Origin of the sequence: Micromonospora sp. NPDC005413, from assembly GCF_040606435.1 — a bacterium.
In the GTDB taxonomy this organism is placed as follows: Bacteria; Actinomycetota; Actinomycetes; order Mycobacteriales; family Micromonosporaceae; genus Micromonospora.
Genome location: NZ_JBEXEV010000039.1, coordinates 34522 through 57793, shown reverse-complemented (window position 1 = coordinate 57793; position 23272 = coordinate 34522). Strand labels below are relative to the sequence as shown.

Annotated in this window: 21 protein-coding genes and 1 pseudogene; 12 read left to right on the top strand and 10 right to left on the bottom strand. The window is 70.1% G+C overall.

The genetic code is table 11. The features are described from left to right. Window positions 1–57: 57 nt before the first annotated feature. From ABZS37_RS28810 to ABZS37_RS28795, 4 genes are all read right to left on the bottom strand, one after another. Entirely contained in the window at window positions 58–912 is an 855-nt protein-coding gene (locus tag ABZS37_RS28810; RefSeq protein ID WP_355174074.1) for a hypothetical protein, read from the bottom strand. Continuing rightward, entirely contained in the window at window positions 905–1405 is a 501-nt protein-coding gene (locus ABZS37_RS28805) for a SigE family RNA polymerase sigma factor (protein ID WP_355174072.1), read from the bottom strand. The genes ABZS37_RS28810 and ABZS37_RS28805 overlap by 8 nt, the downstream gene beginning before the upstream one ends. A 61-nt stretch (window positions 1406–1466) precedes the next feature. Beyond that, a complete protein-coding gene (locus ABZS37_RS28800; RefSeq protein WP_355174070.1) occupies window positions 1467–2450 on the bottom strand; it encodes a 2-dehydropantoate 2-reductase N-terminal domain-containing protein in 984 nt (327 codons plus the stop codon). Between the two features lie 51 nt (window positions 2451–2501). Continuing rightward, window positions 2502–3245 (bottom strand): M50 family metallopeptidase, encoded by a 744-nt coding sequence (locus tag ABZS37_RS28795; protein ID WP_355174068.1) that lies wholly within the window; start codon window positions 3243–3245, stop codon window positions 2502–2504. A gap of 126 nt (window positions 3246–3371) precedes the next feature. Between ABZS37_RS28795 and ABZS37_RS28790 the strand changes: the two genes are divergently transcribed. Beyond that, window positions 3372–4124 carry a GH25 family lysozyme gene (locus ABZS37_RS28790; RefSeq protein WP_355174066.1) on the top strand — a complete coding sequence of 251 codons (753 nt, stop codon included), beginning with the start codon at window positions 3372–3374 and terminating at the stop codon, window positions 4122–4124. Window positions 4125–4208: 84 nt separating this feature from the next. Here the strand turns inward: ABZS37_RS28790 and ABZS37_RS28785 are convergent, their stop codons facing one another. Both ABZS37_RS28785 and ABZS37_RS28780 read right to left on the bottom strand, forming a co-directional pair. Further along, entirely contained in the window at window positions 4209–4436 is a 228-nt protein-coding gene (locus tag ABZS37_RS28785; RefSeq protein ID WP_355174064.1) for a hypothetical protein, read from the bottom strand. A gap of 65 nt (window positions 4437–4501) precedes the next feature. Further along, entirely contained in the window at window positions 4502–6508 is a 2007-nt protein-coding gene (locus tag ABZS37_RS28780) for a protein kinase (RefSeq protein ID WP_355174062.1), read from the bottom strand. 90 nt (window positions 6509–6598) lie between these two features. Here ABZS37_RS28780 and ABZS37_RS28775 point away from each other — a divergent pair, with 90 nt between their 5' ends. From ABZS37_RS28775 to ABZS37_RS28755, 5 genes and pseudogenes are all read left to right on the top strand, one after another. Continuing rightward, window positions 6599–6802 (top strand): acyl-CoA carboxylase subunit epsilon, encoded by a 204-nt coding sequence (locus tag ABZS37_RS28775; RefSeq protein WP_355174060.1) that lies wholly within the window; start codon window positions 6599–6601, stop codon window positions 6800–6802. An 88-nt stretch (window positions 6803–6890) separates the two neighbouring features. Beyond that, entirely contained in the window at window positions 6891–7349 is a 459-nt protein-coding gene (locus ABZS37_RS28770) for a hypothetical protein (RefSeq protein ID WP_355174058.1), read from the top strand. Between the two features lie 1378 nt (window positions 7350–8727). Then, complete coding sequence (gene mycP, locus ABZS37_RS28765; RefSeq protein ID WP_355174056.1) at window positions 8728–9855, top strand: type VII secretion-associated serine protease mycosin; 1128 nt, start codon at window positions 8728–8730, stop codon at window positions 9853–9855. Window positions 9856–10355: 500 nt separating this feature from the next. Further along, on the top strand, window positions 10356–11024 hold the full coding sequence (locus ABZS37_RS28760; protein WP_354995435.1) for a Maf family protein: 669 nt from the start codon (window positions 10356–10358) through the stop codon (window positions 11022–11024). Next, window positions 11021–11673: pseudogene (locus tag ABZS37_RS28755) on the top strand (O-methyltransferase). Before ABZS37_RS28760 ends, ABZS37_RS28755 begins: the two are co-directional and overlap by 4 nt. Before the next feature lie 68 nt (window positions 11674–11741). On the opposite strand, the gene ABZS37_RS28750 reads toward ABZS37_RS28755, so the two are convergent. The 3 genes from ABZS37_RS28750 to ABZS37_RS28740 all read right to left on the bottom strand — a co-directional run bounded on the left by ABZS37_RS28750 (window position 11742) and on the right by ABZS37_RS28740 (window position 14234). Then, a complete protein-coding gene (locus ABZS37_RS28750; RefSeq protein WP_355174054.1) occupies window positions 11742–12497 on the bottom strand; it encodes an ABC transporter permease in 756 nt (251 codons plus the stop codon). A 16-nt stretch (window positions 12498–12513) separates the two neighbouring features. Then, entirely contained in the window at window positions 12514–13473 is a 960-nt protein-coding gene (locus tag ABZS37_RS28745; RefSeq protein WP_355174052.1) for an ATP-binding cassette domain-containing protein, read from the bottom strand. Between the two features lie 146 nt (window positions 13474–13619). Then, the gene (locus ABZS37_RS28740; protein ID WP_355174090.1) at window positions 13620–14234 is read right to left on the bottom strand and encodes a PadR family transcriptional regulator; all 615 of its coding nucleotides are present in this window, start codon (window positions 14232–14234) and stop codon (window positions 13620–13622) included. A 148-nt stretch (window positions 14235–14382) separates the two neighbouring features. On the opposite strand from ABZS37_RS28740, the gene ABZS37_RS28735 reads away from it, so the two are divergent. Beyond that, a complete protein-coding gene (locus tag ABZS37_RS28735) occupies window positions 14383–16134 on the top strand; it encodes a biotin carboxylase N-terminal domain-containing protein (RefSeq protein ID WP_355174050.1) in 1752 nt (583 codons plus the stop codon). Window positions 16135–16251: 117 nt separating this feature from the next. After that, window positions 16252–17691 carry a GuaB1 family IMP dehydrogenase-related protein gene (locus tag ABZS37_RS28730; protein WP_354995440.1) on the top strand — a complete coding sequence of 480 codons (1440 nt, stop codon included), beginning with the start codon at window positions 16252–16254 and terminating at the stop codon, window positions 17689–17691. Window positions 17692–17818: 127 nt separating this feature from the next. Here ABZS37_RS28730 and ABZS37_RS28725 read toward each other — a convergent pair whose 3' ends face one another. Next, a complete protein-coding gene (locus ABZS37_RS28725; RefSeq protein ID WP_355174048.1) occupies window positions 17819–18382 on the bottom strand; it encodes a TetR/AcrR family transcriptional regulator in 564 nt (187 codons plus the stop codon). Window positions 18383–18464: 82 nt separating this feature from the next. On the opposite strand from ABZS37_RS28725, the gene ABZS37_RS28720 reads away from it, so the two are divergent. From ABZS37_RS28720 to ABZS37_RS28705, 4 genes are all read left to right on the top strand, one after another. Then, window positions 18465–18911, top strand: coding sequence for a DoxX family membrane protein (locus ABZS37_RS28720; RefSeq protein WP_355174046.1), 447 nt, complete (start codon window positions 18465–18467; stop codon window positions 18909–18911). 25 nt (window positions 18912–18936) lie between these two features. Continuing rightward, a complete protein-coding gene (locus tag ABZS37_RS28715; protein ID WP_355174044.1) occupies window positions 18937–19419 on the top strand; it encodes a MarR family transcriptional regulator in 483 nt (160 codons plus the stop codon). Beyond that, window positions 19413–21146: an ABC transporter ATP-binding protein gene (locus ABZS37_RS28710; RefSeq protein ID WP_355174042.1), complete on the top strand. Its 1734-nt coding sequence runs from the start codon at window positions 19413–19415 to the stop codon at window positions 21144–21146. Before ABZS37_RS28715 ends, ABZS37_RS28710 begins: the two co-directional genes overlap by 7 nt. 164 nt (window positions 21147–21310) lie before the next feature. Beyond that, window positions 21311–23263, top strand: coding sequence for an ABC transporter ATP-binding protein (locus ABZS37_RS28705; protein WP_355174088.1), 1953 nt, complete (start codon window positions 21311–21313; stop codon window positions 23261–23263). Window positions 23264–23272: the final 9 nt, after the last annotated feature.

Below are 23272 nucleotides of genomic sequence, written 5' to 3'. Positions count from 1 at the left end.
CTGCCTCCGGACGCCTGGAGGCACCTACATCCCCGAAGTTGTGCGGATCAAGAACGGTCAGCAGGCCGGGTTGGCGGCGGCGCACATGCGGCGGGCGGCGACCTCCGCCAGGCGGCGCAGTTCCGGCTCGGTGCCGGTCTGTCCCAGACCGAGCACTGTGATCAGGTCGCCCACCCGGACCACGGCGGTGCTGGTCGGCCGGGGCGCCTTGGCGATGGGCTCGCCCGTCTTCTGATCAACGGGCTGCGAACCGGTGTGCCGTAGCAGTGCAGCCCCGTCGCCGGCGAACCCCCGCTGGACCACCGTCCAGCGGTGCACCGCCACCCCGGTGCCCGTTGCGCCCCCCACCTCGTACTCTCCGATGCTGTTCCACTCGGCGCACGGGGCGACCAGGTCGTCCAGAGTGGCGAGGAGCTGTGTGGCCGCGTCCGGAGTCAGCCGGAAGAGATCCTGCGTGACCAGACCATCCGCCGCGGTGAGGATTGCCGGGGCGCGCTTCGGCACCAGGGTCTGCGAGCGAGACAAGATTGACATCTGCCAGCCATCCGAGCGCCCCTGGCTTGTCCGGCAGTAGCCGAGCATCTCATCCAGCCGGACCGGCTCACCCAGGCCCGACTGGCTGAGCCGCACATCGACCGGCTGCGCCAGGTCGACCGGCTGCAACAGAGCGTCAATGGTGATCTCGTACCGGGTCGGCGGGGCGGAGGCAGTCGGCAGGGCCGGTGACGGGGACTTCGCCGGAGCGGCGACCGCCACGGCGGACACGCCGACGAGGGCCAGCACGACGGTGGCCACAACGGTCCTGCGCTGGTTGCGGCGGCGAGCCCGGGCACGGATCTCCGCCGGGCCGAGCCAGCGCACATCGTGCAGGTCCCGCTGGACTCGTTCGATGAATGTCGGGTCGTCACGCATCGGTGGCCTCCTCCAGATCAGAGACGGCGAGCAGGCCGGCGAGAGCGGCGCGGCCCCGGGAGAGTCGAGCCTTGACCGTGCCGACCGGGGCTGCGGTCTCCCGCGCCACCTCGGCGACCGGCATGCCGACCAGGTAGTAGAGGGCGATGGCGACGCGTTGCTCCTCGGGCAGTCGACGCAGGGCGGCGACCACCTCGATGGTGTCGGTGCCCGGGCCGGGAACGGTCTCGGTGACCCCGTGCCGCAGGTACGCGCGTGCGCGGCTGCGTAGGCTGCGCCACCGGCTGACCACGACCCGACTGGCCACCACCCGTACCCACGCCTCCGGGTCGTCGTACCCACTGATCGTCGACCAGCGCTGCCACGCCCGGATGTACGCCTCCTGCACGGCGTCCTGCGCCTCGACCCGGTCGCCGGTCAGGGCGTAGACGAACCCGAGCAGCCGTTGCCGACTCCCCCGGTAGAACTCGTCGAACCCGTCGACGTCCGGCACCCACTACCTCCCCGTGTCGGTCGCAGGGAACACGCACCGGGCAGGGTCATCGGTTGCCCGGTCAGGCGATCATCTTCTCCAGGTCGGCGAGCGGGAACGCGCCGGCCGCGATCCGTTCCCGGACCGCCCGGCGTACGGCCCGCTGGACGGCAACGTTGGCCGGCGTCGGTACGCCGTGCAGCCGGCCGAGCAGCGCGATCTCCCCGTTGAGGTGGTCGACCTCGGTCGAGCCGGTGCCCCGGGCCAGGCTCTGCCAGGTGGAGCCACCGGAGCGGGTCTCGCCGTCGACCGGGCGCTGCCCGACCAGGTCACCGCGTTCGGCCTTCTCCTCCTCCGGCGAGGTGTGCGCGATGCCGGCGGCGGCGAGTGCGGCGACACCTTCGGCGCGTACCCGCTCGACCAGCGCGTCCGGGATGTCCCGGCCGAGCAGGGCCTGCAGACCGTTGCCGAGGTTGCTGAGCAGCTTGCCGTACTTCCAGCGCAGCACGTCGGTGCGGACCGGCGCGACGAACCCGGCGGCGCTCAGATCGGCGGCGATCGCCCGGTCGGTGTCGTCCGCGCCGCCGGGGTACCGCCCGATGTGGAGCATCCCGGGATGCGGGTACCCGTTGGCCACCACCACGCCCGGGTCCAGGTGGGTGGCCGGCAGCCAGACGCAGACCGGGTGCACGTCGGCGAAGAGCCGCAACGCGGCCCGCTCGTTGGCCACCCCGTTCTGCGCGGTCACCAGCGGCAGACGCTCGCCCGCCGTGCCGCCGCCGACCACCGGCGCGTCCACCCAGGCTGCCAGCGCCCCGGCGGTGTCCTGCGACTTGACGGTGAGGATCAGCACCGTGTCCGCCGGCAGCGGCTGGTCACCGGGCCCGTCCACAGCGACGAACTGGGCGGTGACCTCGCCGTCGGGCTGCCGCAGGGTCAACCCCCGCGCGCGGATCGCATCCAGGTGGGCACCCCGGGCCACCAGGGTCACGTCCCGTCCGACCTGCGCCAGCCGTACGCCAATGGTCCCGCCGACCGCACCCGCCCCGATGATCACGTATCGCATGGCCTCATTCTGCCCGCCCGCGCCCGTCCCTTCTCCGGTCCGGGGATCGGGTCAGACGGTCAGGCCGGCGTCGGTGAGGATCGGGCCGGCGAGGAGCAGCGCGCCGGCGACCAGGGCCACCAGGTTGACCAGGGCGAAGACCGTCACCCAGAAGAGCGCCGGGAACGGGGTGAGCCCGGCGAGCTGGTCAGCGTCGGAGGCGGGCATCCGGCCGCGCGAGCGCAGCCGTTGCAGTTCCACCACCGGCCGCAGCCCGCCGAGCAGCAGGAACCACACCCCGGTGTACGCGAACGCGGCCTGGACCTGCGGGCTGGCGTACCACGAGACGGCGAGCACCAGTGCTCCGGTGACCAGCAGCGACACCACGCCGAACGCATTGCGGATCATCACGAGCATGGCCAGCAGCAGCACCACCGCGACCCAGAGCAGCAGCGTGATCCGGTTGCCACCGAGCAGCCAGGCGCCGGCCAACCCGACCAGCGGCGGGGCGACATAGCCGGCGAGCAGGGTGAGGATCATGCCCGGCCCGGTGGGCCGGCCGGCGGAGAGCGTCAACCCGGACGTGTCCGAGTGCAGCCGGATACCGCGCAGCTTACGGCCGGTGAGCAGGGCAACGAGGGCGTGCCCACCCTCGTGGGCGATGGTGATGGCGTTACGGGCGATCCGCCACGGCAGTCGGGTGGACACCACGACCAGCGCGACGGCCGCGGTGATCAGCACCAGCAGAGGGGGCGGGTCCGGTTGTGCGCCGAACAGCGTGTCCCACAGGTCGCTCAGCCCGTCGATCGACATCATGGGGCGCGAGCCTACCGGCGACGTTCCGTGTCGCCTGCCCGTGAAGCTTTTCTCAGTTCGCCTTGCGATCTAGGGCACTTACCTCCAAAGATGGATGTCGATAGAGCGACGTCCTTGGAGGCACTCATGGCCCGTACCTCATCATCGCTGCGCCGCACGCTCGCGGCCGGCCTCACCATCCTCGCCACCGCGGCCGCGGCCCTGGTCGCGACCGCCAGCCCGGCGGCGGCAGCCACCACACCCGGCATCGACGTGTCCAACTACCAGGGCTCCATCAACTGGACCAGCGTCCGGAACGCCGGCATCCAGTTCGCCTACATCAAGGCGACCGAAGGCACCAGCTACAAGGACCCGCGCTTCAACGCGAACTACGTCAACTCGTACAACGCCGGGGTGATCCGCGGGGCGTACCACTTCGCCCGGCCGAACATCTCCGCCGGCTCGACCCAGGCCAACTACCTGGCGTCCAACGGCGGCGCCTGGTCGGCGGACAGCCGCACCCTGCCCGCCGCGCTCGACATCGAGGGGAACCCGTACGCCGGCGGCTACTGCTACGGGCTCAGCACCACCGGGATGCGCAACTGGGTGCAGGACTTCCTCAACACCTACCGCTCCCGCACCGGCCGGTACGCGGTCATCTACACCACCACGAGCTGGTGGAACCAGTGCACGGGCAGCTGGACCGGCCCGTGGGCCAACCACCCGCTCTGGCTGGCCCGCTGGTCGAGCACGCCGGGCACCCTGCCGGCCGGTGCGCCGGTGTGGAGCTTCTGGCAGTACACGAGCACCGGCGCCGTCTCCGGGATCAGCGGCAACGTGGACCGCAACTACTGGAACGGTGACCGGAGCCGGCTGATCGCGATGGCCAACAACACCTGATCGGGCGGTTGGCGGCAGCGGGATCGACGATCACCTCACGGTCGACAATCGGTCCGGCTGCCGCCACATCACCCGGTAACAGGGTCAGGCTCGCCGCCGGCTCAACGCCGGCACCACAACTTCCTCGCGCGCCAGAGTGTCCCGCCGGGTCAGCCGCCAGGCAGCCACACCGCAAACGGCAACGATCACGACGCTGAGCAGTGCGATGAGCGCCGGCATCCCCGCGGCGACCAGCAGCAGAACCGCGTCGCCGAGCGCGACGAGCATCCACAGTGCCAGCCGAGGCCGAGCGTCCCTCCGTCGGTAACCCATGTCGTGCCTCCTTCCGTCGTCGAAGGTCAATTACCCAGGGCGACGCAAGGTCATGCGAATGAGTTTCAGTCCTGACGGTCGGGCACGAAGCCCTTGGCGATCCGGTCGAAGTTCGGCAGGTTGGCCCGCCAGTCCTTTTCCGCGATCTCCCACCGCAGCGCGTACCCCCGGTTACTGGCCGTCACGAACCCTCGGTTACGGACGTGGATCCGTTGCCCGTCTCGGGTCTCCAACCACTCCCAGTCGCCGCAGGTCTTCCAGAAGTCACAGCTTTTGATGCCGAGGTTCTGGTAGTTCTTGACGAGCCGCTTGCGGTTCGGCTCCTGCTCCCGCCAGTCCGCTACCGCATCCTTCTTCGGGGTGTTGGTCCACTGCACAAGCAGCTTTCCCGGCCCGTTGGACTGATTGAAGACGACCGTCTTGCCGTCGACCTGGCTACGCACCCAACCGTCCGGGATCGGCAGGGAGAAGCCGGCCGGGTCCTTGTGCAGCTTCCAGCCCGCCGGTAGCGCGTTCGGGTCGACAGAGGGCGTGGCCGAGGGCGTCACGCTGGGAGCACCGGTGGTGGGTGGGGGCGCAGCCGGAGCGGAGGTCGGCGCGGGCGCAGACGTCGCGGCAGCCCCGGTCGGCGCGGCCTGAGGGCTCTTGTCGTCGCCGTCGGTGAGCATCGGCACGATCACCACGAGGCCGATGAGCAGCAGTGCCACCACAGCCCCGATCAGCAGATTGCGTCGGGTGTTGCTCGGCTTCGTGCCATCCGACGGCAGCACCGGCGCGCGACCGGCCGGACTCAACGGAGGCATGAGCGCCGTCGGCGTCGACGGCTTGCGCTGCTCCGGAGCCACCGGTGGGCCGTCGACGACCGTCGGCTCGTCGTCGGTGTCCGTCGTACCGTCGCCGGCTGTGTCGCCCGCGGCCGTGACCTTCGCGGTCGGATCGGCATCGGTCGGGTCGGCCTCGGACGGGCGGTCGATCGTGGCGGTCGGCTCAGCCGTCTCCGCTACCGTCGGATCGGCCGGCACCACAGCGGTCGGGTCGGCGACCCCACCGGAGGAAACCACGGCCGTCGGCGTGGCATCAGCGGCAGCGGTCGCGGCAACAGCGGGGGCCGCGGCGGCGGCCGGTGGCGGCGACACCGGCCGGTCGGCGCTCTCGGCAGGTCGCGGCGCCGGCACGTGCGGCGGGCGCGGCTCGCGCGGGCCGTTCGGCCCCGGCCGGCGTACGCCATCGAGCAGTGAAATCCCGCGCGCCCGCTTGCCCCCGGCGCGGCGCAGTAACCGCTCCGCCACCTCGGCGGTGATCCGCTCGTTCGGGTCCTTGCGCAGCAGCCCGTTGAGCACGGCCTTGAGCGGGCCGGCGTTCTTCGGCGGAGGCATCGGTTCGGTGGCCAACGCGGCCAGCGTGGCGATCGCCGACGGCCGCGCGTACGGCGACTTACCCTCGACCGCCGCGTAGAGCGTCGCGCCCAGCGACCAGAGATCCGCCTCCGGCCCGGCGGTGCCCTCCCGGGCCCGCTCCGGCGAGATGTACGCGGGCGAACCGAGCACCATGCCGGTGCGGGTCACGTTGGGGTCACCGGGAATCGTGGCGAGACCGAAATCGGTCAACACCACCCGGCCGTCCTCGCCGAGCAACACGTTGCCGGGCTTGACGTCCCGGTGCATGACGCCCGCCTTGTGCGCCGCGTTGAGAGCGCCCAGCACGCCGAGGCCGATCTCGATCGTCTGGGCCACCGACACCGGCCCGTCCTCGGCGAGAGTGTCCTGCAACGACTTGGATGCCACGTACTCCATGACGATCCACGGATCGCCGTCAGTGCGCAGCACGTCGAAGATGCGGACGACATTGGCGTGGTTGAGCCGGGCGATGGCCCGGGCCTCCCGCAACGAGCGCTCCCGCATCTCGCGGCGCTCCTCGTCGGTGAGTCCGGGCGGCGGCACCAACTCCTTGATGGCGACGTCCCGGTGCAGCACCTCGTCGCGCGCCTTCCACACCCTGCCCATGCCACCCTGGCCGAGCGGCGAAAGAAGCCGGTATCGGTCAGCGACAAGTTGGGGAAGCGCGTTCGACATCGGTGAGACGGTACCCGGACCGGCCGACGCTCACACCGCCGGCACGCCACTGTGCGCTTCCCGCAACTTCGCGCCGCGTACCCTGGCGTCATGTCTGCCGAAGAGCCGCTGTTCCGGGTCGTCCGCGGCGTGCCCACCGCCGAGGAGTTGGCTGCCCTGGTGGGGGCGATCATCGTTCGGTCCCGCCCGACCACCCCCGCCCCGGCGACCGCGTCCGCCTGGGCTCGCAGCGGTCGACCGGCCGGCCTCAGCGCAGGCCCGGGTGCGTGGCGCTCGGCGGCCCTGCCCCGCTGACCCAACCTGCCCTGCGGGGGCTGCCAGGGGCACTCCCAGCCGTTACCCTCACTCAGGGAAACGGTGCCGTGACAGGTAGGGAGGATCGATGATCCCCGAAGAGGACCGGCCAGCACCCTGGCTGCGCGGTTACGGCGGCATCGAGGCCGACATCAGCCAGCTCAGAGAGTTCGCCGACCGACTCGCCGCCGAAGTCGAGAGCAACTACGCGCCGCACCTGTCGTACATCGCCGAAGACATGTCCGCCAAGCTGCCCAACCCGTGCGACGCCTTCATCGAGCTGGTCACATTCCTGCACGCGCACCACGACACGCAGCAGGCCACCGCCGACATGGTGTACGCCGTCCGAGGCGCCACCGGCCACCTGGCCGCCGTCGCCAACCAGGTCGCCACCCGATACGCCGACAGCGACGCCTTCACCGCCGCCCGGGTGGTGGACGTACGACAGGCCCTCGTCAACCCCGGAACCATGCTGCCCGGCGGCCCCACGCCAATGCTGAGCGACCCGACCGGCCCCGACGCCGAAGGCCCAGTGGTGCTGCCGTGATCGAGCGAGGCACCGGCCGCACCTCCGGCCTCACCGACTGGCAACTGATGGACGTTAACAGCATGTGGGCCTGCCTGCAGGACCACGACACCGCCAACCACTGGAAGCAGGTCGCCGGCTGGCGCAAGGTCTGCGACCTGGCGCAGATCCACCTCGGCCGCCTCCACGAATACCGGCGCGGGCTCGCCGAGGCGTGGCCACCCGAAACGAGCGCCGCCTCCAGCACGTACCTTGCCGAACTCGACGAGCTGATCGCCAAGGTGAAACACACCCACGACGCGGCCACCGCGAACTACACCGCGCTCTCCGCCGCCACCCAGGCCATCGGCACCACCCGCGCCGCGCTCCGCAAGATCTACGAGGAGTACGCGCCCAAGCTCCAAAAGAAGCAGGCGTACGAGTCGATGGCCGCCGACCCAAAGGCGGTGATGGGAAACCGGGTCACGGAGTCACCGGTTACTGACGCGGAGTTGGAACGGCTGAACGTGCAGGCACGGGCGATGATGTTCAGCCTCAGCGGCGAACTCCAACAAGCGCAAGCAACCCTCCAAAAACCACCGCCACGGCCTGCCCCTCGGGTTGATGAAAAAGTCGCTACTGTCACAACAGACGCAGCTCCGTTAATCCCCCCCATTGTTCCGGTTCCGATACGAGCGTCAGAGCCGCCTGCTTCAACCGACCACTCGTCGAGCGGCCCTCCAACCAAAAGAGTGCCTACCACAACCGGGATTGGGCCCGTTCTTGGTGGGGCGAACTCAGGGCCAGCTATGCCAGTTCAAGACTTGTCGCGTACTCAACAGCTGGGACATGGCAACACGCCACCTAGTCTTGGACTGCCATCAGTCGTGGGGCCTATCCCTAACGCGTCTGGAATCCCTAGACCGCCAGCTGAGCCACGCGGGGCAATGGGGCGACCAATGCCTGAGGGAATTAGGAGCGGTGGGGCTACCCCAACGGCACCGCCGCGACCTATGCCACCAGGGGGGTTGATAGGTGGAACACCCGGGCTAGGACTTGGCCAACCTGGCCTTGGTCCAACTTCGCCGCGTCGAGTCAATCCCATCGGAGGAGTCATCGGGGGCGGTGGCGCTGGCACCGCGCCTACGGGAGGAGCGGGTTCAAGGCCGAGCGCTCCGCGCACTCACAGTGGCGTGAACGGCCCGACTCCCCTCGGCGGTGCCCCAGGGACTGGCACCAATTGGAGCATGGGCGGTACGCCTCCTCGACCCATGCAACGTGATCAAAGTGATGGCGTCGGTGATCCCGGTCGGTGGGACCCGGACCATCCATGGAAGACGGAGCAAGGAGTAGCCCCAGTGGTACTTCCACCCGACGAGGATGGCCCAATTGACCCTGGCCCCGCACTCGGTCTTCCTCGGTGAATTCGCATCCCATCTCGATCCTCCTGGTGGTGTTGATCCTTACAGGCGGGATCGCAGCACCACCATTGCAAAATGAAGCCACTCACCATGCAGAGCAGTGGCATCTGGACTTCCTCAAGGCAACCGACGCGCACAAGGTTAGCCAAGGCGATGGGATAACGGTTGCACTTCCGGATAGTGGCGTAGATCGCCATCCGGACTTGCAAGGAAACCTCCTTTCGGGAAAAGACGTAATTGCCGGAGGAAGCGGCGATGGGCTCACCGACAAAGACGGTCATGGCACCGGAATGGCGGGCCTCATTGCAGCAGGCGGCGGGAGCGACTCGGGCACAGTCGGCATCGCACCCAAGGCGAAAATCCTGCCAATCTTCTGCTCGCCCCCCGGCTTAGACGGTGAAACAGAGGCATTGGCGGCCGCAATCGAATATGCCGTCAGCAGGGGCGTGGACGTCATCAGCGTTTCAATTGCCGGCGGCCCGAGCACCCGCCTTCAAGAGGCAGTCAGAATGGCATTGCAAGCCGATGTCATAGTCGTGGCCGCCGCCGGCAACGCCCCGTCAGCACAGTTTGTCGGCTACCCGGCTCGCTACCCAGAGGTAATCGCTGTCGGCGGAATCGACCGAGACGGGAAGCGTGCTGCCGTCTCCGTGACTGGACCGGAGATTGACGTGGTCGCGCCGGCGGTCGATATCTACAGCACGAGTATCGACGGCAAGTACCGCAAGGGCACCGGAACCTCTGACGCAACCGCGATCGTGGCGGGGGCGGCGGCGTTGATCAGGTCCAAGTACCCGTACCTGCCTGCGCGAGAGGTTGCACACCGACTCACGGCCACCGCCGTCGACAAGGGCCCACCTGGGCGCGACGACGAGTACGGCTATGGCGTGATCGATCTCGTGGCGGCGCTGACAGCAGACGTACCGCCGCTGGGTTTTGAGTCGGTGAGCGCGCCGGCCGGTGCTGGCCCGACGACGGCCGGCGCCCAGCCGGGCGATGACGGCAGCGGCGCGACGGCTCGCGGTCTGGCCACGCTCGGGGTGATCTTGGCTGCCGGAGTCGGATGGGCGGTGGTAGTACGACGCCGTCGGCGCGGCGATGATCCGCCACCCAGAATCAGTCGCTGACCGACCGACGAAACGGTGATCAACTCAGGATCGTGTATATGGCGGTGTCCGGGTGGTGGGATACCGCCATATCGCCGATACCGAGTCGATCACGGCGCGGGGCCGGGCCGGTCGTGGAGTGATCGACTCAATATCGCCGATGTGGGGCTATCCGGGCGGTGGGATAGCCCAATGTCGGCGATGTGGAGTGGATCAAGGCCGGCCCGCGACCCCAGGGCGGCCCGCGACTCCAGGCCGGCGCGCGACCAACGCCGGCGCGCGACCAACGCCGGCGCGCGACCAACGCCGGCGCGCGACCAACGCCGACCCACGACCCGGGCCTGCCCGCGACCCCAGGGCGGCGCACGACCCCAGGCCGGCGCACGACCCCAGGCCGGCGCGCGACCCCAGGCCGGCGCGCGACCAACGCCGGCGCGCGACCAACGCCGGCGCGCGAACCGAGACCGGCGCGCGACCAACGCGGAGGTCTTGGCGGCCGGCTAGCCGGTAACGTCGGGCTTGTGTCTGATTCTCTGCCGCTCCGCCTCGTGCTCGCCTCGGCGAGCCCTGCCCGTCGTAAGTCCCTTCAGGCCGCCGGCATCGAGCCGGACGTGCTGGTCAGCGGGGTTGACGAATCCCTGGTGGTGACTGATCGAGCCGAGGAGCTGTGCCTGGAGCTGGCTCGGCTCAAGGCACAGGCGGTGTTGACCCGGCTGAGCCCTGGCACCGACCAGCGGACGCTGGTGATTGGCTGCGACTCGGTGCTCGCGTTCGACGGGGAGATCCTCGGCAAGCCGGCGGACCCGGCGGACGCGACCCGGCGTTGGCTGCGGATGCGGGGGCGCAGCGGCGTTCTGCACAGCGGGCACTGTCTTATCGACGTTACCGCCGGGCGACGCGCGGAGGCGGTCGCCTCGACCACCGTCCATTTCGCGGACATCAGTGACGACGAGATCGCCGCGTACGTGGCCAGTGGTGAGCCGCTGGCGGTGGCCGGCGCGTTCACGATCGACGGGCTGGGTGGGCCGTTCGTGGAGCGGATCGAGGGTGACCCGGGGACGGTGGTCGGGCTGTCGATGCCGCTGCTGCGGAGGCTCCTCGCGGAACTGGACCTGCGGATCACCGACCTGTGGACGAAGGTCGCGCCCGGGGGTCAGTCGGTTGAGTCGCTGGGTAACGTCCGGTCATGACCACCAAGTCGATCCCGCTCACCGACGAGCTGCACTCCTACCTGGTCGCACACGGCTCCCCGCCGGACGAGATCATCCGGGACCTGGCCGAGGAGACCCGGTCGGTGCTGCCGGAGCACGCCACCATGCAGGTGGCCCCCGAGCAGGCCGCGTTTCTGACGTTCCTCACCCGGCTCCTCGACGTACGGCAGGCCGTCGAGGTCGGCACGTTCACCGGGCTCTCGTCGCTGGCAATAGCCCGCGGGTTGCCCGGGGGTGGGCGGCTGACCTGCTTCGACATCTCCGAGGAGTTCACCGGCATCGCCCGGCGTTACTGGGCTCGGCCGGCGTGCAGGACCGGATCGACCTGCGTATCGGCCCGGCCGGGGACAGGTTGCGGGAGCTGCCGTACGAGCGTCACCTGGACTTCGCGTTCATCGACGCGGACAAGACCGGCTACCCGGTCTACTGGGCGGAGTTGGTGCCGCGGATGCGGCCGGGCGGGGTCATCGCCGTCGACAACGTGCTGCGCGGCGGGCGGGTTATCGCCCCGCAGAACGCCGACGACCGAGCCATCGCCGCGTTCAACGACGAGGTCCTCGCCGACGTACGGGTCGACCCGGTGATGCTGCCGGTCGCTGACGGCCTGACCCTCGCCCGGGTGCGCTGAACCGGCAACCACCGAACACGGAAATCGGGGTGCCCCGTACAGGAGGCACCCCGATTTTCCGAAGAGCGTCAGCGGACGCTGCGGGCGAACTGGCGGGCGGCCCAGTAGACGCCCAACGCGGCGAGGACCGCGGTGATGGTCAGGCCCTGCCAGACCTTGTCGCTGCCCAGGTCACCGGCGAACAGCGCCCGGGTGCCATCGACCGCCCAGGAGAACGGGTTCCAGTTGGCGACGCCCTGCAACCAGCCGGGCGCGAAGGTCAGTGGCAGCAGGATGCCGGAGAGCAGCAGCACCGGCTGCGCCACCGTGTTCATCAGTGGGGCCAGCGCGTCCTCGCTCTTGACCTTGAGGGCGACACCGTAGGAGACGGCCGAGGTCATGAGCGCGATCAGGGCGAGCATCAGGTACGCCAGCAGCAGGTCCCCGATGAACACCCGCAGGTCGAACAGGAGCGCCAGCAGGGTGATGATGACCGCCTGCACGATGAGCGAGACGACGTCGCGCAGCGAGCGACCGAGCAGCAGGGCGAGCCGGCTGATCGGGGTGACCCGGGAGCGTTCGATGACGCCGGCACGCAGCTCGGCGATCAGGCCGAAGCCCTGGAACAGGCCACCGAAGATGGCCAGCAGCACCAGCAGACCGGGTACGAAGATCTTGTAAGCGGCGGCCTGGGTGGGCGCGTTCAGCGCCGGCTTGAGCAGCGGGGCGAAGAGCAGCAGGTACATGACCGGCTGGAACACGCCGACGAAGACCCAGACCGGGTTGCGCAGCAGGAGTTGGGTCTGGCGCTGGAAGATCAGCCATGTGTCACGGGCGAATTTCATGAGTCGTCTCCGGTGGTCAGGACTCGCGCAGCGAGCGGCCGGTCTTGGTGAGGAAGACGTCGTCCAGGCTGGGTCGGTGCAGCTCGATGGAGCGCAGCTCCAGCCCGGCGTGGTCGAGTCGGCGCAGCACCTGCGGGATGACGGTGGCACCCTCGTCGACGTAGAGGCGCAGGCCGCCCTCGTCGGCGGTCTCCAGCTTGTTGACGTACGGCTCGCCGTCGAGCGCCTGGGCGGCCTGCGGGGTGGCGGCCAGGTCGAGGCCGACCAGCACCACGTCGCCGGAGATTTCCCGCTTGAGCTCGGCCGGGGTGCCCTCGGCCACCACCTCGCCGTTGTCCATGATCGCGATCCGGTCGCAGAGCGCGTCGGCCTCGTCCAGGTAGTGCGTGGTGATGAAGACGGTCATCCCGTCGCCGCGTAGCCGCCGGATCTCGTCCCACATGTGGGCGCGGCTCTGCGGGTCGAGGCCGGTGGTCGGCTCGTCCAAGAAGACGATCTTCGGCTCGTGGATGATGCCGAGCGCGATCTCCACCCGCCGACGCTGACCGCCGGAGTAGGTCTTGCACTTGCGGTCGGCGTACTCGGTGAGCTGGAAGGCATCCAGGGCGCGGGCGGCGCGCCGCTGCGCGTCGGCCTTGCTGATGCCATACATGCGGGCGTGCAGCACCAGCTCCTCACGGGCGGTGGATTCGTCCCAGGTGCTGCCACCCTGCGGGACGTAGCCGATCCGTCGGCGCACCTCGGCCGGGTCCTTCCGCAGGTCGGCGCCCGCGATGGTGGCGTCGCCGCCGTCCGGCTCGATCAACGTGGCGAGCATCCGCAGCGTGGTGGTCTTGCCGGCGCCGTTCGGGCCGAGGAAGCCGAAGATCTCGCCCTTGGCGACCTCAAGGTTGACGCCCCGGACGGCGTCCACCGTCTTCGTCTCTCGACCCGCGCGGGAGCGGAACGACTTCCGCAGCCCCCTGGTCTCGATCATCTCTGCTCCTGATCATTCGGGCCGGCCATGCCGACCGTCGAGTCATTCGGGCCGGGCATGCCGGCCATCGAGAGGACGCCGGACGGCGCACTCCCCCGCTGTGCGTCAGCAGGCTAACGCGATATAGCTTCTATGGTCAACGTTGATTATTCCGAATCGCGAGTGGGGGTCGAATTCCCGCCGTCGGGCCACTGCGACCAACCATCGACGTTCTCCAGCCCAGCAGGCAGGTACGACACTCCGGAGTCGATCCGTTCCGCGATTCGTTCACACCAGCCCATCTCCGCCTCCGCCCGCGCTGACCACAGCTCGAACATCCACCCGACGTGCACCGGCTTGCTGGTGCGTATCCAGTCCGACTCGATCGAGGCGCGCATCGACTCGATGCCGGCGCGCAGCAGGTTGGCCCGGTTACGCAGGGCTGCCGCCGCCTCGGGCCGTGGCATCGCGGGCAGGAAGGAGAACGCCGCCGAGAACGGGTCCAGCGGTTCGGAGAGGTTCCACCAGAGGTTGCGCAGCAGCGTCTCGAACTCGTCCTCCCCCTTGGGGGTCACCTCGTAGGTCGTACGCGCGGGGCGGGCGCCCACCTGCTCGGTGGCGACGGCGCGCAGCAGCCCTTCCTCGGTGAGCTTGCGCAGCGCGTGATAGATCGAGCCGGGTTGTACGTTCGCCCATTTGTCGGCGTTCCAGCTCAGCAGCTCGCGGCGCACGTCGTAGCCGTGCACGGGCTGCATCCACCGCACCAGACCGAGGATCATCATCCGAGTCGCAGACACCCTGCAAGCGTAATAGACAAATTTGACTAGAGCGTGCCCGCACAGTGCGGCATCCCACACTGAGCGATCGTTAGGGCCGCCAGGGTGGCCGATACACTCCCCGTCAGTAACCTGCCCGGGAGGAGCCACGAAGGTGCGCAAGGTACTCATCGCCAACCGCGGCGAGATCGCCGTCCGGGTGATCCGCGCGTGCCGCGACGCCGGCCTGGGCAGCGTCGCCGTGTACGCGGACTCCGACCGCGACGCCCTGCACGCCACCCTCGCCGACGAGGCGTACGCGCTCGGCGGGGACAGCGCGACCGAGACGTACCTGCGCATCGACAAGTTGCTCGATGTCGCCGCCCGGGCCGGAGCGGATGCCGTGCACCCCGGCTACGGCTTCCTGTCCGAGAACGCGGACTTCGCCCAGGCGGTCATCGACGCCGGGCTGACCTGGGTCGGCCCCACCCCGCAGGCGATCCGTGACCTCGGCGACAAGGTCACCGCCCGGCACATCGCCCAGCGCGCCGGTGCTCCGCTGGTCCCCGGCACCCCGGACCCGGTGGCCAACCCGGACGAGGTGATGGCGTTCGCCGTCGACCACGGCCTGCCGGTCGCCATCAAGGCCGCCTTCGGTGGTGGCGGGCGCGGGCTCAAGGTTGCCCGGACCATGGAGGAGATCCCCCAGCTCTTCGAGTCGGCCACCCGGGAGGCGGTCGCGGCGTTCGGTCGGGGCGAGTGCTTCGTCGAGCGCTACCTGGACCAGCCCCGGCACGTCGAGGCGCAGGTCCTCGCCGACCAGCACGGCAACGTGATCGTCGTGGGCACCCGGGACTGCTCCCTGCAACGGCGGCACCAGAAGCTCGTGGAGGAGGCACCCGCGCCGTTCCTCACCGACGCCCAGCGGGCACAGATCCACGACAGCGCCAAGGCGATCTGCCGCGAGGCCGGCTACCACGGCGCCGGCACGGTGGAATACCTGGTCGGCGTGGACGGCACCATCTCCTTCCTGGAGGTCAACACCCGGCTCCAGGTCGAGCACCCGGTCACCGAGGAGACCGCCGGCATCGACCTGGTCCGCGAGCAGTTCCGGATCGCCGACGGTGAGAAGCTGCGGATCACCGAGGACCCGACGCCGCGTGGGCACTCGATCGAGTTCCGGATCAACGGCGAGGACCCGGGCCGCAACTTCCTGCCCGCCCCGGGCACGGTCACCGCGCTACGCCTGCCCACCGGCCCCGGCGTGCGGGTGGACACCGGCATCTCGGCCGGCGACGTGATCGGCGGCAACTTCGACTCGCTGCTGGCCAAGGTGATCATCACCGGTGAGACGCGGACCGAGGCGCTGGAGCGGGCCCGCCGCGCGCTGGACGAGATGGTCATCGACGGGATGGCCACCGCACTGCCGTTCCACCGGCTCGTCGTGCGGGACGAGGCGTTCACCGCCGAGCCGTTCACCGTGCACACCCGGTGGATCGAAACGGAATTCCACAACACCGTGCCGCCGTTCGCCGCCGCCGCGAGCGCCGCCGAGGCGCCGGCCGAACGCGACACCGTCGTGGTCGAGGTGGGCGGCAAGCGCCTTGAGGTCAGCCTCCCCGTCGGCTTCGGCGGGAGTACGACCACCGCGGCACCCGCCACCCGTAAGCCGACCCGGCGCGGTGGCGGAGCCAAGGCCGGCGCCCCGGTCGGCGGCGACGTGCTCGCCTCCCCGATGCAGGGCACCATCGTCAAGATCGCGGTGGCGGACGGCGACACGGTGGCCGAGGGCGACCTGGTGGTGGTGCTGGAGGCGATGAAGATGGAGCAGCCGCTGCACGCCCACAAGGCGGGCACGGTCAGCGGGCTCACCGCTGAGGTCGGCGCCGTGATCACCGCCGGTGCCCCCATCTGCACCATCGCCTGAGTCGCCTGAGAGGAAGAGCACCTTCCGCACGCTCCGTCGGCCCGGCGAGGCGTGTCGCGGGGGTGGTTTGCGGCACCGACGTGGGCGCGGGCGGTCGAGGGCAGGAATGATGGCCGGGTGCGGTTCCTTCACGGCGCGGTCCCCGCGCACGACCTGACCTATACCGACGTCTTCATGGCGCCGGCCCGTTCCGACCTGGGTTCCCGGCTCGACGTCGACCTGTCCACCGGCGACGGCACCGGCACCACCATCCCGCTGGTGGTGTCGAACATGACGGCGGTCGCCGGCCGGCGGATGGCCGAGACGGTGGCCCGCCGGGGTGCGATCACGGTGATCCCGCAGGACATCCCGATCGAGGTGGTGGCGAACGTCGTCGCCTGGGTCAAGCAGCGGCACCTGGTCTACGACACGCCGATCACCCTGGGCCCGACCGAGACCGTGGGCGACGCCATCCACCTGCTGCCCAAGCGCTCGCACGGTGCGGTGATCGTCGTCGACGAGGACGGCCGGCCGATGGGCGTGGTCACCGAGGCGGACACCACGGGCGTGGACCGGTTCGCCCAGCTACGACACGTGATGTCCACCGAGCTGCACACCGTTCCGGCGGACGCGGACCCGCGTACCGGCTTCGATCTGCTCTCCGCGGGCCGCCGCCGACTTGCTCCGGTGGTTGACGCCGATGGTCGGCTGATCGGGGTGCTGACCCGCCAGGGCGCGCTGCGGGCCACCCTCTACACGCCAGCCGTGGACGACCGGGGCCGGCTTCGGATCGCGGCGGCCGTCGGGATCAACGGTGACGTGACCGGCAAGGCCGCGGCGCTGCTGGAGGCCGGGGTGGACACGCTGGTCGTGGACACCGCGCACGGCCACCAGGCGCGCATGATTTCCGCGCTTCAGGCGGTCCGCAAGCTGGACCCGGGGGTGCCGGTGGCGGCCGGCAACGTGGTCACCGCCGAGGGGGTTCGCGACCTGGTCGAGGCGGGCGCGGACATCATCAAGGTCGGAGTCGGGCCGGGCGCGATGTGCACCACCCGGATGATGACCGGCGTGGGTCGTCCGCAGTTTTCCGCCGTACTCGACTGCGCGACCGCTGCCCGGCAACTGGGCCGGCACGTGTGGGCCGACGGCGGGGTGCGGCACCCACGGGACGTGGCTCTCGCGCTCGCTGCCGGTGCGTCGAACGTGATGATCGGATCCTGGTTCGCCGGCACCTACGAGTCCCCCGGTGACCTGTACACCGACGCGGACGGCCGGCGGTACAAGGAGAGCTTCGGGATGGCATCGGCTCGGGCGGTCAGCGCCCGTACCGCCGACGACAGCCCGTACGACCGGGCCCGCAAGGCGGTGTTCGAGGAGGGCATCTCCTCGGCGCGGATGCACCTGGACCCGACCCGTCCCGGCGTCGAGGATCTAATCGACGAGATCATCGCCGGGGTACGCAGCGCCTTCACGTACGCCGGCGCTCGGGACCTGACGCAGTTCCACGAGCGGGCGATCGTCGGCGTGCAGAGCGCCGCCGGCTTCACCGAAGGAATGCCCCTACCCACCAGCTGGTAACCCCCGCCGCCCCCTGCCGCCGCCCCCTGCCGCCGCGTCGATCATGGAGTTGTGGTGCCCCACGAAAGGGGCATGGTTGGGCGAAACGCCCACCATAACTCCATGATCGACGCGGCTGAGGGGGCTGTCAGCCCGACAGCCGGCGCAGCACGGCGCGGGCTGCCTCGCGGGGGTTGTCGCCGACCCGGTCGGGCAGTGCGCCCGCGAGCCAGAGGGTCGCGAAGCCGTGCGCGATCGACCAGGCGGCGAGCGCGTCCCGGTCGGCATCGGCGGGCGCGCCACGGGTGGGCAGTGCGGCCACCCCGGCCCGCAGCGCGGCCCGGGCCTTCCCTTGCGCGGCGAGCAGCTCGGGGTCGTCGGCACGGTAGAGCTCTGGCCGGAACATCACCTCGAAGTGCGCGCGGCGCCGGACGGCGAAGTCGACGTACGCGACACCGGCGCCCAACAGGTCGTCGCCCGCCGCGGTCAGCGTCTGCGCCAACAGGTCGAAGCCCTGGGCGGCCAGCGCGGTGAGCAGGCCGGCCTTGTCGCCGAAATGGTGGGCGGGCGCGGCGTGCGAGACGCCGGCCCGACGGGCCAGATCGCGCAGGCTCAGCGCGGCCGGCCCCACCTCCTCGATCGCTTCCAGCGCGGCGGCGAGCAGGGCACGGCGCAGGTCGCCGTGGTGGTAGGCGGCGCGCGTTCCGGTCATGCCCGAATCCTATCTTGCCATTGACAAGATGACACCCGTCGAGGCAATCTTGCCACTGACAAGTTCACGAGGAGGATTTCAAATGGCACCCCTGATCACCCTGCTGGTCGGCACCGCACTGGCCCGGTTGACCGGCTTCGCCGGTATCGACGCGTTGGACGGCTGGCAACCCGCACTACGGGTCGGACTGGCCCTGATGTTCGCGCTGACCGCCGTGGCCCACTTCGCCGGCCAGCGCCGCGCCGACCTGATCGCGATGGTCCCGCCCGGCCTGCCCCAGCCGGGCCTGCTGGTCACCGTCACCGGCGTGCTGGAGTTGGTCGGCGCGGTCGGGCTGCTGGTGCCGGCGACCGCCCGTGTGGCCGCAGGCGGGCTCGGCCTGCTCATGCTGGCGATGTTCCCGGCCAACGTCTCGGCCGCGCGTCGGCGACTGACCATGGCCGGGCAACCGGTCACCCCGCTCGGCCAGCGCATCGTCCTGCAGATCGTGTTCGTGGCCACTGCTGCGGCAATTTCGTTTGGCCCCTGACTATCAGGGGGCTAACCTGCCTTTCGTGGAACTCGTCACCCTCAAGGATGTGCCGCTCGCTCGGCTGCTGGTGGTGGCCGGGCACCTCGTCGGGCAGCGGTGGAACCGCTACCTCGCCGAGGAGCACGGCCTCACCCAGGCCGGCATGGTCACCCTGATGACGCTCGCCCGACACGGCGAGCTGCCCCACCGGGAGGTCGCCGAGAAGGGCTTCGTCCGCCCGGCGACCCTGACCGGCATCGTGGACACACTGGCCCGCGAAGGGCTGGTGGAGCGGCAGCGCGACGACAGCGACCGACGCAGCGTGCGGCTCGCCCTCACCCCCGCCGGGCGGGAACGGGCGGCCGCGCTCGGCGCACTGATGCACTCCGGACGCCCCCTCACCTCGATCGACGCCGACCCGGCGAAGGCCCAAGTGATCCGGGAGTTCCTGCTCGAGGTCATCGGCAGCGGGGACGACCCGCGGATGACCGGACGCCCTAACGAACCGAAGGATCCGGCGTGCTGATCCGACTGTTGCGCAACCAACTGCGCACCTACCAACGACCGCTGCTGGCGGTGGTGCTGCTCCAGTTCGTGGGCACCATGGCCTCGCTCTACCTGCCCAGCCTCAACGCCGACATCATCGATCAGGGCGTGGCGCGGGGCGACACCGACTACATCGTGCAGACCGGCGGGTGGATGCTGCTGGTCAGCCTGATCCAGATCGTCTGCTCGATCGCCGCCGTCTACCTGGGCGCGCGGATCGCGATGGGCTTCGGCCGCGACGTCCGGGCCACGCTGTTCGGGCACGTCAACCGCTTCTCCGCCCGCGAGGTGGCCCGGTTCGGAGCGCCGTCGCTGATCACCCGCAACACCAATGACGTGCAGCAGGTGCAGATGCTCGTCCTGATGAGCTGCACCATGCTGGTCGCCGCGCCGATCATGAGCGTGGGCGGCGTGGTGATGGCGCTCCGCGAGGATGTGGGGCTCTCCTGGCTGATGCTGGTCAGCGTGCCGGTGCTGGCCATCACACTCGGCGCGATCATCCGTCGGATGGTGCCGGGCTTCCGGCTGATGCAGACCCGGATCGACACGGTCAACCGGGTGCTGCGCGAGCAGATCACCGGCATCCGGGTGGTCCGCGCCTTCGTCCGCGAGCCGTACGAGACCGATCGGTTCGGCGTCGCCAACGCCGACCTGACCGCCACCGCGCTGCGTACCGGCCGGCTGATGGCACTGATCTTCCCGGTGGTCATGCTGGTGCTGAACGTCTCCAGCGTGGCGGTGCTCTGGTTCGGCGCGCAGCGGGTGGACGCCAACGCGATCCAGGTCGGCGCGCTCACCGCCTTCCTGCAGTACCTGATGCAGATCCTGATGGCGGTGATGATGGCCACCTTCATGCTGATGATGGTGCCCCGGGCGGCGGTCTGCGCCGAGCGGATCGTCGAGGTGCTGGACACCGACTCCTCAGTGGTCCCCGCCGCCGAGCCGGTCACCGAACTGCCCACCCGGGCCGAGTTGGAGCTGCGCGGGGTGCGCTTCCAGTACCCGGGCGCGGTCGAGCCGGTGCTGCGGGACATCTCCTTCCGGGCGACCCCGGGCACCACCACGGCGATCATCGGCAGCACCGGGGCCGGCAAGACGACACTGCTGTCGCTGATTCCCCGCCTGGTCGACGTCACCGCTGGCGCGGTGCTGGTCGACGGGGTGGACGTGCGGGAGTTGGCGCCAGACGAACTGTGGCGGCGCATCGGCCTGGTGCCGCAGCGGCCGTACCTGTTCACCGGCACGGTCGCCAGCAACCTGCGCTACGGCAACCCGGACGCCACCGACGAGGAGCTGTGGGCGGCGCTGGAGATCGCCCAGGCCCGGGACTTCGTGGCCCAGATGCCCGGCGGGCTGGACGCGCCGATCGCGCAGGGCGGCACCACCGTCTCCGGTGGGCAGCGGCAGCGACTGGCCATCGCCCGAGCCCTGGTCCGGCAGCCGGAGATCTACCTCTTCGACGACTCGTTCTCCGCGCTCGACCTGGGCACCGACGCGCGACTGCGGGCGGCTTTGCGGCCGGTCACCGCGCAGTCCGCGCTGGTGATCGTGGCCCAGCGGGTCTCCACGATCATCGACGCCGACCAGATCATCGTTCTTGAGGATGGAGGGGTCGTCGGAGTGGGACGACACACGGAGTTGTTGGAGACCTGCCCGACGTACGCCGAGATCGTGGCCTCACAGCAGACGGCGGAGGTGCCGGCATGAGCGAGCCCGACGAGCCGCGCACTGCGGCCGTACCCAGTCAAAAGCCGGGAGGCGATGCGCGGACGCCGGGAGGCGACGCGCAGCAGCCCGGCGGCGAGGCGCCGACGCCGAAGCGGCTGCCTCCGGGCCGCCCGGGCGGCGGGCCGCCGTGGGCGGGCGCCGGGATGCCCGCCGAGCGGTCGATGAACTTCGGGCCGTCGGCCCGACGGTTGCTCGGCCGGCTGCGCTCACACCGACTGCACCTGGCCGCGATCATCACGTTGGCCGTGGTGAGCGTCGGGTTCAGCGTGGCCGGGCCGAAGATCCTCGGCCACGCCACCGACCTGATCTTCACTGGGGTGATCGGCCGGCAACTGCCCGCCGGCACCACGGCCGAGCAGTCCGTTGCCGCGGCCCGAGCCAGCGGAAACAACAGCTTCGCCGACATGCTGGCCCGGATGGACGTGGTGCCCGGGGTAGGCATCGACTTCAGCGCCCTGAGCCGGGTGCTGCTGTTGGCGCTCGGACTGTACCTGGCGGCGAGTGTGCTGTCCTGGTGGCAGGGCTGGCTGCTCAACGGGGTGGTCCAGCGCACCGTGCTGCGGCTGCGCGCCGAGGTGGAGGAGAAGCTCAACCGGCTGCCGCTGCCCTACTTCGACCGGCAGCCCCGCGGTGAGCTGCTCAGCCGGGTCACCAACGACATCGACAACATCTCGACCAGCCTCCAGCAGACCCTCAGTCAGCTGCTCACCTCGCTGCTGACCGTCGTCGGCGTGCTGGGTGTGATGTTCTGGATCTCGCCGCTGCTGGCCCTGGTGGCCCTGGTCGCGGTGCCGCTGTCGGTGCTGGTCACCCAGCGCATCGCCAAGCGCTCGCAGAAGCAGTTCATCGCCCAGTGGACGCACACCGGCGAGTTGAACGGCCAGATCGAGGAGGCGTACACCGGTCATGAGCTGGTGAAGGTCTTCGGCCGGCAGCGTGAGGTGGAAGCTGCCTTCACCGCCAAGAACGAGGAGCTGTTCCGGGCCAGCTTCGGGGCGCAGTTCATCTCCGGGATCATCATGCCGTCGATGATGTTCATCGGAAACCTGAGCTACGTGGCCATCGCCGTGGTCGGCGGGCTGCGGGTCGCCTCCGGGACGATGAGCCTCGGCGACGTGCAGGCGTTCATCCAGTACTCGCGGCAGTTCACCCAGCCGCTCACCCAACTCGCCTCGATGGCCAACCTGCTCCAGTCCGGAGTGGCCTCGGCCGAGCGGGTCTTCGCGGTGCTCGACGCCGACGAGCAGAGCGCCGACCCGGTCGAGCCAGCTCGGGTCGTCGACCCGCACGGTCGGGTCGAGTTCGAGCATGTCTCGTTCCGCTACGAGGCGGACAAGCCGCTGATCGACGACCTGTCGCTGGTCGCGGAGCCGGGGCACACGGTGGCCATCGTCGGCCCGACCGGCGCCGGCAAAACCACACTGGTCAACCTGGTCATGCGGTTCTACGAGCTGGACGCCGGCCGGATCACCCTGGACGGGGTCGACATCACGACCATGCGTCGCGACGACCTACGCGGCCGGATCGGCATGGTGCTCCAGGACACCTGGCTCTTCGGCGGCACCATCCGGGACAACATCGCCTACGGGCGGCCGGACGCGACCGAGGAGGAGATCCTCGCCGCGGCTCGGGCCACCTTCGTGGACCGGTTCGTCCACAGCCTGCCCGACGGCTACGACACGGTCATCGACGAGGAGGGCAGCAACGTCAGCGCCGGCGAGAAGCAGCTCATCACGATCGCCCGGGCGTTCCTCGCCGAGCCGTCGCTGCTGATCCTGGACGAGGCGACCAGCTCGGTGGACACCCGCACCGAGGTGCTGCTCCAACGGGCGATGGCCGCGCTGCGCTCGGACCGGACCAGCTTCGTCATCGCGCACCGGCTCTCCACCATCCGCGACGCCGACCTGATCCTGATGATGGAGAACGGTCGCATAGTAGAACAAGGCACCCACAACCAGCTCCTAACCGCCCAAGGCGCCTACCACAGGCTCTACCGTTCCCAGTTCACCGGCGCCGCGGTCGACGAGGAACCCACCCCCGCCGCCCCCGCTCCCCCCGCCCCCGCCGCCCCCGCGCCCGCGCCCGCGTCGATCTAGGGCAGATCG

Excerpts from the sequence above, each read along its gene's own strand:
- ABZS37_RS28810 (WP_355174074.1), bottom strand. The coding sequence starts at position 912 with ATGCGTGACGACCCGACATTCATCGAACGAGTCCAGCGGGACCTGCAC.
- ABZS37_RS28800 (WP_355174070.1), bottom strand. The coding sequence starts at position 2,450 with ATGCGATACGTGATCATCGGGGCGGGTGCGGTCGGCGGGACCATTGGC.
- ABZS37_RS28795 (WP_355174068.1), bottom strand. The coding sequence starts at position 3,245 with ATGATGTCGATCGACGGGCTGAGCGACCTGTGGGACACGCTGTTCGGC.
- ABZS37_RS28790 (WP_355174066.1), top strand. The coding sequence starts at position 3,372 with ATGGCCCGTACCTCATCATCGCTGCGCCGCACGCTCGCGGCCGGCCTC.
- ABZS37_RS28785 (WP_355174064.1), bottom strand. The coding sequence starts at position 4,436 with ATGGGTTACCGACGGAGGGACGCTCGGCCTCGGCTGGCACTGTGGATG.
- ABZS37_RS28780 (WP_355174062.1), bottom strand. The coding sequence starts at position 6,508 with ATGTCGAACGCGCTTCCCCAACTTGTCGCTGACCGATACCGGCTTCTT.
- ABZS37_RS28775 (WP_355174060.1), top strand. The coding sequence starts at position 6,599 with ATGTCTGCCGAAGAGCCGCTGTTCCGGGTCGTCCGCGGCGTGCCCACC.
- ABZS37_RS28770 (WP_355174058.1), top strand. The coding sequence starts at position 6,891 with ATGATCCCCGAAGAGGACCGGCCAGCACCCTGGCTGCGCGGTTACGGC.
- ABZS37_RS28750 (WP_355174054.1), bottom strand. The coding sequence starts at position 12,497 with ATGAAATTCGCCCGTGACACATGGCTGATCTTCCAGCGCCAGACCCAA.
- ABZS37_RS28745 (WP_355174052.1), bottom strand. The coding sequence starts at position 13,473 with ATGATCGAGACCAGGGGGCTGCGGAAGTCGTTCCGCTCCCGCGCGGGT.
- ABZS37_RS28740 (WP_355174090.1), bottom strand. The coding sequence starts at position 14,234 with ATGATGATCCTCGGTCTGGTGCGGTGGATGCAGCCCGTGCACGGCTAC.
- ABZS37_RS28725 (WP_355174048.1), bottom strand. The coding sequence starts at position 18,382 with ATGACCGGAACGCGCGCCGCCTACCACCACGGCGACCTGCGCCGTGCC.
- ABZS37_RS28720 (WP_355174046.1), top strand. The coding sequence starts at position 18,465 with ATGGCACCCCTGATCACCCTGCTGGTCGGCACCGCACTGGCCCGGTTG.
- ABZS37_RS28705 (WP_355174088.1), top strand. The coding sequence starts at position 21,311 with ATGCCCGCCGAGCGGTCGATGAACTTCGGGCCGTCGGCCCGACGGTTG.